We start from the raw sequence: 10434 nt of genomic DNA on the forward strand, positions 1-10434 counted from the left end.
AGGTCGGGAGGCGGAGGTAGCGGGGCGGTGGGAGGCAGGATCCAGATCCGGCCGTCGACCTGCGCGTGCCAGGGTGCCGGCGGGTCGGGACGGGGCTGGCGGAGGTAGACGTCGATGGTGCCGTCCGGGCGGACGAGGACGACCAGGGGTTCGGGACCTTCGGTGGGACCCGCGGGCCCGTGCACGGTGGGGATGTGCTGGGCGGCGAGTGCGCGGAGGGCGGCGTCGAGGCGGGACAGCCCGTCGGGGTCGGCGGTGGCGAGGACCGCGGTGTGCAGGGCGATGGTGCGCGGGTGGGGCGGGGGCGATGCGCCGCGCCGGTCGAGGCTTTGGTCGCGCCGTCGGCGCCGCGAGGTGACGGTGGACGCGACGGCCGCGGTGAGAAGGCCGGCGGCGCCGACCCAGACGGGGAGGAGGTTCGGCGCGGTGGTGTGGTTCGGCGCGGTGGTGTGGTCGTCGTGCCGGGTCGCCGCGGGTGCGCTCGGGGACGGCCGGGTGGGGCCGGGTGCCAGCGACGTCGCTCTTACGATCCCCGGTGGGCTGGGCGCGTTCGGGTCCGACGTCGACGGCCCGTCGCCCGGGGGCGCCGCGGATCCGGCGCTGGGCGGCGCGGCACTGGACGTCGGCGCGCCGTTGCTGCCGGCGAGCACGGGTAGTCGGAGGATCATGCCGGGGTTAAGGAGGTTCGGGTCGTGGAGGCGTCGTCCGGCGGGATCCGTCGCGCCCTGGTTGGCGTGGAAGATCTGCCCGACCAGGTGCGGAAGGTCGTGCTTCGGGACGTCGGGGTAGGCGTTGTGGGCGATGTCCCAGAGCGTCTCGCCGGGACGAACCGTGTGGGTCGTCTCGGTCGGTGGGGTGCCTCGTGCCGGTTTCGCTGTGCCGGTGGTGGCGTTCGGGGTCGCGGATGCTGTGGTCGGTGCGGGGGCGAGGGGGATCCGTAGCAGGGTTCCGTCGCCGATCACCACGAAGTCGGGTGGGAGGGTGGTGCCGTCGGGTTGGCGCAGGCCGACGCTGGCGTCGCGGACCTCCTTCCACCGGTCCAGGTTGCCGAGGAACTGCGCGGCGACGGATCGCAGGGTGTCATAGGGGCCGCAGCGGTAGATGTCCCCGAAGAGCCGTCTCGGTTCCGGTAGCCCATGCCCGATCGGCCCCGGCCCGGGGCTGGCCTGGACGGGGCCGGCCAGGACGTCTGCAGCCGGGGCGGGGGCGGTGCCACCGAGGACGGTTGTGACGTCGGCGGATGCGCTCGCCGTGGCCGCCGGGTGCCCGGACGGGCCGGTCGTGGTCGGGGTGGCGGCGAGGGCGGCCCGGGAGGAGAGCAGGCTGACGGCGAGGGAGGCCAGCGCCACCCATCGCGCCGTGGCGCGCCGGACCACGTTCGGCGCGGGAAGGCGCCATCCGGCGCGTTCCGGCACGGTCGGCGCGTTGGACACGCCGCCGGGGCGGGCCGTGCCGTGTGGACCGCGTCGGCTCCGGGCGGTCTGGGTGAGGGCTTCCCCGATGATGCACAGGGTGAGGTAGGCCCAGGTCAGCCAGGCCAGCACGGCGAGGGTGTCGGGGACGACGTCGGGGTGGAGGTAGCCCCGGGTGGCCAGCGTCGCCCACCGGGCGGGTTCCCAGGTGGTGGGCAGCGGGTTTCCCCGCCAGGCGGCCAGGAACACCGGCACGGCGGTGAGGAAGACCAGCAGGCCGAGAAGCGCGGCCAGGCCGCGCAGCGCCTGCCCGGCCGACGGGCGGGCCGACGGGCGGGCCACACCGGCGGTCGCCCCCGTCCGTGAGCGTCGGCGTGCCGGCGTCCGGCCGGGTGGGGGGCCGAGTCGGGATCGATGATCTCGATGGTCGGCATGGCGGCGGGTGGGGGTGAGCTGGGGCATGGCGGTTCTCCCGTGGGTTACGGGCCGCGGAGGGCGACGGCGGACCGGGTCTGGGTGACCGTGGCGCCGGTCCGGCCGGACAGGGCGAGCAGGACGTAGGTGATGCGCGTCTGAACGGTGACCGTCACCGCGTCGCCGGCGACGATGATCGTGCCGTCGATGTGGTGACGGTCGAGGTAGGCGCGGGCGGCCGCGTCGGCCGCGGCCGGATCGAGGGTGGGACTGCCCGCGCGCAGGCTGGCCGGGTCGATCTGTTGGGCGCCGGCGCGGGCGGCCTTGCCGGCGAGGTCGGAGGCGTCGGCGTTGGCATACAGGACCCGGCCGGTGTCGGCGATCAGTCCGGCGAGCAGGACCGCGCCGGCGAACAGCACCGCCAGCAGGAGGCTGACCGACCCCTGGTCACCGTGATGGGCGGAGCGGGTGATGGTCACGGGCGGTCCCGCAGGCCGCCGCGGAACCGGTCGATGACCTCGTCGCTGCTCGCCGTGACGGTGCGGGACGGGCCGAGGACGAGGTGGACGCGGCATCCGGCGGTGACCGTGACGACCCCGCCGGCGCCGAACCCGGTCACGTCGGTGGAGACGGTCTCGCTGCCCGCCGCGCAGGAGCTGGCGGTGAGCGCACGGCGCGCGACCATGTCGGCCTGCTGCTCGGCGTCGGCGGGGTTCGCGGCGAGCGAGGCGGCCCGGGCGCCTTCCCGGGCGGCGTGCCGGACACCGCTTCGGGCCTGCTGGGTCTGGAAGGCCACCGCGAGGATCGCCACGGCCATCAGGAAGATCAGCCATCCGGCGGCGAACTCGACCGAGTAGGCCCCCCGGTCGCGGTCCTGTTCCGACGCCCCCTCCCGACCCGCGCGAGCTCCATCCCGATCTGCGCGAGCTCCGACCCGATTCGCGAGCGGCATGCCCGCACCGCCCGCGCCAAGCCACCGGCACCGCCATCGCCACTGCCACTGCCACTGCCACCGGCACCGGCACCGGCACCGGCACCGGCCGCTCATGACGTCCGACCGGCGCCGGCGGGCACCGGTCCGCCGACGGCCAGCGGCGCGGTACTCGTCGATGCAGCGCGCTCTGGTGCCACCGGCTGTGGGACGAACCGCAGCCGTGGCCCGGAGGCGGAGCGGGCAACCGTCGTGCCCAGGACCGAGGTGACGGTCACCGTCACGGTTACCAGATCCGGCGTGACCGCCACATCCGTCGTCACGCTGGTGACCGACCGGCTGGATCGGGCGAGCCGGTCCGCGACCGCCGTGGCGTCCTCGACGGTCCCATCGGGGCTCTGCATGATCTCCAAGGCGCGCTGCGCGGATGCGCCGGCCGCCTGAACAGCCAGCCATCGCATACCCAACCCGAGGACGATCACGAGGAGGGTCATGACCCCGCCCATCACCACGGCCAGTTCGATCGGGCTGCTTCCGGCATTGCGGACGGCTCGTCGGCGGGCGGGGTGGCCGCCCGCCGCGGGACGGGCCGCGGCTACTACTGGCAGGTGGTGGGATCGACGCTGGTGCATACATGCTCCGCGACCTCGGTCGCCTTCGCCCGCAGAATCACGATCACCAGCGCCGCGATCAGGACCAGACCCACCGTGATGACCGCCGTCGGCAGCGCATCACCCCGGTCACGGCCATCTTCAGCGGCCCGCTGGTGAAGATTCGTCCACCACAGGTGGGCCAAGGCCAGCAGTACCCCGAGTCGGCGCATCGCCGCCACCGTCCTCTCTCTTCGTCGGTCTCTTCGTCGGCTGGATTCCGGTGGGCGGGATTCCGTGGGTTCATGTCGCTCGTCGATCCGGCGTGCCTGGCGGCGGTGGGCGGGACGCGACCGGAACCCGGTCCGATCAGGAGCGGACCGAGCCGGGGCTGCGTGATCCGGGCTGGGTGTCATGGGGTGGCTTCGACGCCGGTGAGGATCACCAGCAGGGGGATGGTGAGGAAGGCGACGAAGGCCAGGGCGACCATGACCGCCGGCAGCTCCATCGCGGCGTCCGCGACGGAGGCCGCGAGCCGGGCCTGCGCGGCCTCCGCGGCGCGCAGGTGGGTGCTCTTGCTCTGCAACGCGAGGACCGGGGACGCGCCGCGCAGCGCCGAGCTGACCGTCAGGCGCAGCTCGGCGAACTCCGCCACCGGCACTCGCACGGCAAGGCGGTTCAGCCCGGCGTCCGGCGGGACATGGCGGGCGCGGGCCCACTGCAGGGCGGCGCGGATCTCGGTGAAGGCCCATCCCCGGCCGGCATCGGCCACGGTCTGCAGCGCGGTGTGCAGCGACAGCCCACCGACCAGCAGGATCCGCACCAGATCGAGATAGGCGGCCACGGCCAGCCTCGTCTCCTGCCGGCGGGCACTCGCCCGGCGGTGCAGCGGCCGGTCCGCCCACACGAACCCGAACGGCACCGCGGCGACACAGCCGAGCGGCAGGGTCGTCGCGGGCAGCACGATCCCGCTCGCCCACCCCACCGCGGCCAGCCCCACCGTGGCGCTCACCACGACCAGCAGGCGGATCATCCTGGTCGCGGTGTGCGCGGCCGGGTCGAGGCCGAGCACGGCAAGGTCGTCGGCGAGGAGCAGTCGCCGCGCCCACACGGGGCCGACGGTCTGCTCGAACCGGCGGTGGACCTGCCCGGCCCAGCGGCCACCGGTCGCACCCCGGGCCGGCTGCTGGTCAGGTGCGGGGGTCGGGCGCAGGCTCCGCCCGAGGAGGAACAGCCCGGCACCGACGATCGCACCGCAAAGAGCCGGTACCGCCGCGTCGGACAGCGGGCCGGTCATGTCGCGTCGCCGAAGAAGTCCGGGACCATGGCGGGCCGGGCCAGCCGGACCAGGGTCAGCACCGCCAGACCCACAACGCCGGCGATCATGATGAGGACCGCCTGCCCCCAGGCGGTGCGGTAGGGAGCGAGCATCGCCGGCCATACCGCCAGGACACCGACGACGGACACGGCGAACAGGCCGAGCAGCAGCACCATCGACCGGCGGTAGCGGGCCCGGGCGGCATGCAGATCCCGCAGCACCGCGACCCGGTGGCGGGTCGACTCGACCTGCTCGGCCATCAGCCGCGCCAGGTCCCCGGCGCCCCGCCGGTAGGTCAGCGACAGCACGGCGACGATCGACCCGACAAGCGGATGGTTCACCTCCGCCCGGAAGCCGGCCAGCGCCGCCGGCAACGGCTCCCGATCGAGGCGGACCCGTAACCGGCCCAACGGCCCGGCGAGCGCGGACGGGGGCAGCTGACACGACGCCACCACCGCCGCCTTCAGCGGCTGCCCGGCGTCGAGTTCCTGGCGCACCGTCTCGCACCAGGTCGCGACCGCCTCACCGAGCTCGTTCAGCTCGTCGACGCTTGGACCCCGCCGGACGTCGTGCGCCAGCCACGCGGCGCCACCACCCAGCACCCCGAGCACCGGCACACCGACCACGACGCCGAGGATCAGACCGGCGAGCACGCCGCCCGCCACCGGCAACACGAACTCCGCACCCCACCCGGCCATCCCGGCGTCGGACGGCCGGCCCTCCCGGGGCCCGCCCGGCAGCCGGCGGCCCCAGCCAACAGGGCGGCTCCGGCCGGCGGGGACGTCCCGGTCCTGCAGCAAGGCGACGAGCAGCAGCCAGCATCCCAGGCCGACCAACGCACCGGACAGCGCCCCGATGAGGAGGCGGGTCTGCGCGTTCACCAGGCCGCCCTCGTCCGGCGCCGGGTGAGGACCGCCGGGCCGACCCCGGCGGAACGCAGCTTGGCGGCGAGCTGGTCGGAGAAGTCCAGGTCCGTGCGTACAGCCCGCTCGATCCTCGCGTCCCAGCGCCACAGCTCCGCCGAGGTCACCCGGCCCTCCCGGTACTCCCCGACCTCATGCACGCTCGTGACCACCCGCCGGCCGTCCAGGTTCGCGACATGCACGATCAGATCGACGGTGGACGCGATGGTCTCCAACACCGCCGCCTCCGGCACCCGCCCCGGGTCGAACGCCGCATACGTGCGTAGCCGGGCGACGACGTCGGCGGCGCTCGGTGCGTGGATCGTCGTCGCCACCCCTTGGGCGATGCCCTGCCCGAGCGCCAGCAGCAGCGGCAGGACGCCGCCGTCGGGGCGCAGTTCCCCGAGCAGGACCCGGTGCGGGGTCTGACGGCGCAGGTTCTCCGCGAGATACCGCGCCATCGAATACTCGCCGCGGCCGTCGACGTTGCGCTCGCGGGCCTCGAACTCCACCAGGTTGCGGAACCGCTCCGGGGCCAGGAACAGCTCCTGCTCATCCTCCACCGTCACCATCCGGTCGAGGATCGGATCGTCGGGTGTGGCGTTGACCCACGCCCGCAGCAGCGTCGTCTTCCCCGCTCCCGTCCCACCCGAGATGATCAGCCCGAACGGTTGACGCAACGCCGCCGTCCCCGCGAGCAGGGCGGTGATGTCCGATCCGAACATCCCCGCGTCGGCGAGCCCGTCCAGGGTGTCCAGGCCGGGCCGGAACAGCCGGCAGTCGATATGGGTCAGGCGAGTCACCCGGGACACCGCGTGCACCCGAACCCCGTTCGGCAGCCGGAACCGCACCGACGGGTTGCTCTCGTCGAACCGGCGGCCGACCGACGCCGCATGCTCGGCCACCCACTCAAACGCCTGGGCGTCACTACCGAACGGAGACCGTCCCTCGATCCGATGCCCGCTGCCGCGCTCGGTCAGCACCAGGTTGACCGCGCCGTTGACCTCCACATCGGAAAACCGGTCCGCCAGCAGGAACGGGCCGAGCGAACCCAGCGGCGACTGGGCCTGGCGGACCAGCAGCCGCACCTCGTTCTCCCCGGCCGCGTTCAGCGGCGGCGCGTCGGCCGCGCCGCGCCGGATGTCGGCCAGTTCCCGGGCGAGGAGCTCCTCGGCGAGCGCGGCGCGTTCCGTCGGGGTGAACCGCCGGCCGCTGCGGCGCGCCGCCGCCACCTGACGCTGCACCGCCGTGTTGATCGTGCTCGCTACATCCTCGGCGACATCGGACCCGCCGTCGGACCCGGAGGTGCTCGGCTGCAGGCTCATCCGCCACCTCCCTGCCCAGGGCCGTCCCCGCTACCGCCGGCCGGGCCGCCGTCAGCCGGCCCGCCGTCAGCCGGCCCGCCGTCAGCCGGCCCGGGCGAAGACCCACCGCCGACACCGAAGAGGCGGACGCCATGCTCGGACGTCGCCGCCGTCTCCACCGTCTCCGCCAGCCGCTCGGGCAGGGCGAGGTAGACGACGGTGTCCCCGGACCGGCCCGTCGCCGCCTGCGGGTGGACCTCGGCGATCCGTACGTTACGGGCCAGCACCACGGCCCGGCCGGTCGTCGTGTCGAACCCCAGGACCCCCACGGCATCACCGGTCCGGACCGACGCCGAGGGCAGACCGTCCGGGCCGACCGTCACCCCGATCGAGACCTGCCCGGCGGGTGCCGTCACCGAGCCGACCATCTCCGGGCTGAGCAGGGTGCCCGCCGGTAGGTCCAGGAGCACCGGCCGCCCCACCAGCGCGCTGCGCGCCGTGGCCGGCGTGGCCAGCCGCACCGACCCGCCCCGTGCATCCACACCTACGACCGCCAGATCCGCCGGTGCCACCACCGTGCCGCGGGCCAGCGGACGGGCGAGCGCCACCACCTCGACCCGGCGTGCATCGTCCGAGGACAACCACAGCGCGCCGGCCGCGCCGAGGACCATGAGCAGCAGCGCCACGGCCGCGCCGCCCCACCGGCGGCGCGCCACGCCGCTCTGCGGACCGGGGTCGAGGTCGTCCGCGATCCAGTCGTGATCGGTGGGTCTCGCCGGCCGGGTCATCGCCCCGCCCTCTCAACCGCCTCGATCTCCCGCACCTCGACCGGCACCTCCGCCCGGGTCGTGATACCGGGAAGCGTGCCGTGTTCGCCGTCGCTCGCACTCCAGGCCACGGTCCAGTCGATGGCCAGCACCCCGGGCCAGAACCGGCCGCCCGGCGCGGCCGTGGAGGCGTCCCGATAGGTGTATGAGCAGGCCGGGGGACGCGCCGGCTCCGGTGTGCCGGGGACGAACACCGGGCCCGGCCCGACACAGGACACCGGCGGCGAGCCATCGCCCGGGGCGAACCGCAACACCGTCGGGGCCGCGGTCACGGTCACCGACGCCCCCGGGATCTGCGCCGACGCGGACACCGCCGACCACTGCCCCGGCACCGCGAACCACACCGGCACCCGCACCACCGCCGCCCCCGCCACGTCGGGGGAGAACCGGCCACGCGGAGCCGGCAGCCGGCGCCGCACCTCCCGCGCCGCCGACGCCACCGCGCCGGAGACATTCGGAACCCGTAGCCACGCCCACCCGACGATCCGGCCGTCGCAGATCCGCGCGTACATCCGGGACCGGCCACCGTCCGCCTCGACCCGTTCGACGTCGACCAGGCCGATGGACTCCGGTCGCGGCTTCACCAGCTGCTCGGCGGCCGCATAGCCCACCAGCCAGCGGCACGCGGCCGCGGCTGTAGCCGCCGGCGATCCGGCCGCGGCGCGACCAGCGCCCGTCGACTCCACCGAACCGACAAGAGCCCTGTCGGCCCTATCGACATCGGCGAAACCGCTCACAGCGCCCTGCCCATTCGTCCAGCCTGGCGTTGCCGCGCGGGCCACGGCAGCAGAAAGAATCAGCGGACACAGAACGGCACCAGCCGTCACGAACGTTTTGACGGGGGACATCCGTCCCTCCCCTTCCAGGAGTCCGTGGTGGTCACCCGGTCGATCTGCCACGTTTCATGTTTCACCCAGGTGAAAAGGGTTCTCTCGCTGAGAGGAATGTCGTCGACGACGATCTCCGAACCATCCGGAGCCCTGCGACGCGCGTCGAAGATAACGCCGTCGTCGTAGCCGCAGACCGTCGCGACCACGGTATCCAGCGCCGCCGTGGGCACCTCGATCTTCTCGATCACGTAACGGTTCCCGGCGCCCGGTCGGGCGGCGTAACCGCGGCGCGCGAGAAGCGCCAGCCAGGCGGTGACGTTCTGGCGCGGCGCGCCCGTCGCCGTATAACTGGCCAGCAGACCATCGACCCCACGCCGGTCACCGGGGGCCTCGACCGCGGCAAGAAAGGAACGGTAGTACCTCTCCTGCGCGGCGGCGATCTCCCTGCGCACCGTGCCAGCCGGATCAACTGCCTCCGACCGGGACACGGACGACGGGGACCTGGACGACGGGGACCTGGACGACCCGGGCGGGGACGCGGACGACCGTGTCGACAGGGGTCCAGATGGGTCCGGGCCGCCGTCAACGGTGCCGTGCGAACCCCCGCATGCCGCGCCCACGACGGCGACAACCACAAAGACGAGAACAACAGATAGCGGACAGGCGAGACGGGGACAGGGACTCGCGAACATCACGACCTCCGGACGAGGATCTCCGGTAACGAGATACGGATCCCACCGGTTCGACGGCGGACGTGAATACCCGACCCTGCCACCGTTCCGGACGCCCCCCGACAATCCGTGAACGTACACAGCCTCACGTCGACCGCATCGTCACCGCGAGGCCCTTCCCGCCGCGCGCACCCACCCCTCTCCAGCAGACTCGGCGCAGCGCAACGATTCCTTTACGAACACCCTTGCTCGTCCATCCTTGGTATCACAGCACACGAACCATGAATAGCCAACCACAACCACAACCCCGAGCAAAAAAAGGAAGCCGATTGCAATCCGTGAAGACGACTCGAGGCGACTCCGACACCACGGGCGCGCCGACCGTCGCGACGCGTGCGAGACGGCTTATAGATAGGAGAGGCTTCGGCGCCCAGCTGCCAAGCCGCTCCCCCGACCGTCCCGACCCGAGGGAGCGACCATGACCCACATCCCCGAACCGCTGTTCACCACCGGCCACGACCGCACCACCCTTACCCTGCACCGACAGACCCTCCCCCCACACGACGAGCCGGTCCTGCTGCTGCGCGTCACCGCCCCGCGCACCGGCATCGCCACCGCCCACCTCACCGACACCAGCGCCCGACTCCTCGCCGCCGCCATCCACGACCACCTCGACGCAGCCGACACACACCGTGAAAGTGATACTCATCACATCGAGGTCGACGGTGCGGACGGGACAGCACCGGACCCCGACCACCTCGACCCCTGGGCCGCCGTTCCACCCACCCCCGCCTACGTCGCCGACCCCGGACCCCTCGAACTCCACCGGGCCCAGACCGCCCTCGCCGAGGCCAACCGCGACCGCGACCGCGACACCGCCGCCGCCTGGCTTGCCCGCGTCCACTGCCAGCACGCCGCCTACACCGTCGCCCTCGCCTACCCCGACGCCGCCTGGATCACCGTCGACCTGCACACCCCCGATGACGACGGCGCCCTCCACGCCGCCCTCGTCGCGGTCCTCGACCCGCAGGGCAACCCCCTGATCGATCACGACAGCACCGACCCGGTGTTCCACACGCTCGCGTTCCAGGTCAACCGCGCCCTGCGCACCGCCCTCACCATCGCCCCCGACCTCCTCGACTGGACCGGCCGCCGCAGCCTGCACCTCAGCCACTACGCCACCTGGTAGACCGCCATGACCCTGACCGCCGAGAAGCCCCCGACCGCCCCGCCAC

12 protein-coding genes are annotated in these 10434 nt (G+C 73.5%); 1 reads left to right on the forward strand and 11 read right to left on the reverse strand.

Annotated elements, in window-relative coordinates; translation table 11 throughout:
- The 11 genes from AC08OO_RS19430 to AC08OO_RS19480 all read right to left on the reverse strand — a co-directional run.
- On the reverse strand, nt 1-1754 hold a 1754-nt coding region (locus AC08OO_RS19430), incomplete at its 3' end, for a LysM peptidoglycan-binding domain-containing protein (protein ID WP_476618852.1).
- A gap of 137 nt (nt 1755-1891) precedes the next feature.
- Nucleotides 1892-2305, reverse strand: coding sequence for a pilus assembly protein TadG-related protein (locus AC08OO_RS19435; RefSeq protein WP_476618853.1), 414 nt, complete (start codon nt 2303-2305; stop codon nt 1892-1894).
- Nucleotides 2302-2778 (reverse strand): TadE/TadG family type IV pilus assembly protein, encoded by a 477-nt coding sequence (locus AC08OO_RS19440; protein ID WP_476618854.1) that lies wholly within the window; start codon nt 2776-2778, stop codon nt 2302-2304. The genes AC08OO_RS19435 and AC08OO_RS19440 overlap by 4 nt, the downstream gene beginning before the upstream one ends.
- A gap of 92 nt (nt 2779-2870) precedes the next feature.
- Complete coding sequence (locus AC08OO_RS19445; RefSeq protein WP_476618855.1) at nt 2871-3389, reverse strand: hypothetical protein; 519 nt, start codon at nt 3387-3389, stop codon at nt 2871-2873.
- Entirely contained in the window at nt 3356-3580 is a 225-nt protein-coding gene (locus AC08OO_RS19450; RefSeq protein ID WP_476618862.1) for a hypothetical protein, read from the reverse strand. The genes AC08OO_RS19445 and AC08OO_RS19450 overlap by 34 nt, the downstream gene beginning before the upstream one ends.
- A 179-nt stretch (nt 3581-3759) precedes the next feature.
- Entirely contained in the window at nt 3760-4644 is an 885-nt protein-coding gene (locus tag AC08OO_RS19455) for a type II secretion system F family protein (protein ID WP_476618856.1), read from the reverse strand.
- Entirely contained in the window at nt 4641-5546 is a 906-nt protein-coding gene (locus AC08OO_RS19460) for a type II secretion system F family protein (protein WP_476618857.1), read from the reverse strand. Before AC08OO_RS19460 ends, AC08OO_RS19455 begins: the two co-directional genes overlap by 4 nt.
- Nucleotides 5543-6892, reverse strand: a complete 1350-nt coding sequence (locus AC08OO_RS19465; RefSeq protein WP_476618858.1) for an ATPase, T2SS/T4P/T4SS family — start codon at nt 6890-6892, stop codon at nt 5543-5545. The genes AC08OO_RS19460 and AC08OO_RS19465 overlap by 4 nt, the downstream gene beginning before the upstream one ends.
- Nucleotides 6889-7659 carry an SAF domain-containing protein gene (locus AC08OO_RS19470; protein WP_476618859.1) on the reverse strand — a complete coding sequence of 257 codons (771 nt, stop codon included), beginning with the start codon at nt 7657-7659 and terminating at the stop codon, nt 6889-6891. The genes AC08OO_RS19465 and AC08OO_RS19470 overlap by 4 nt, the downstream gene beginning before the upstream one ends.
- Nucleotides 7656-8435 (reverse strand): hypothetical protein, encoded by a 780-nt coding sequence (locus AC08OO_RS19475; protein ID WP_240724197.1) that lies wholly within the window; start codon nt 8433-8435, stop codon nt 7656-7658. The genes AC08OO_RS19470 and AC08OO_RS19475 overlap by 4 nt, the downstream gene beginning before the upstream one ends.
- 86 nt (nt 8436-8521) lie before the next feature.
- The gene (locus AC08OO_RS19480; RefSeq protein WP_476618860.1) at nt 8522-8980 is read right to left on the reverse strand and encodes a hypothetical protein; all 459 of its coding nucleotides are present in this window, start codon (nt 8978-8980) and stop codon (nt 8522-8524) included.
- Nucleotides 8981-9677: 697 nt separating this feature from the next.
- Here AC08OO_RS19480 and AC08OO_RS19485 point away from each other — a divergent pair.
- Nucleotides 9678-10388 (forward strand): hypothetical protein, encoded by a 711-nt coding sequence (locus AC08OO_RS19485; protein WP_476618861.1) that lies wholly within the window; start codon nt 9678-9680, stop codon nt 10386-10388.
- The last annotated feature ends 46 nt before the right edge of the window (nt 10389-10434 follow it).

This window comes from Frankia sp. CeCAU1 (assembly GCF_977971845.1).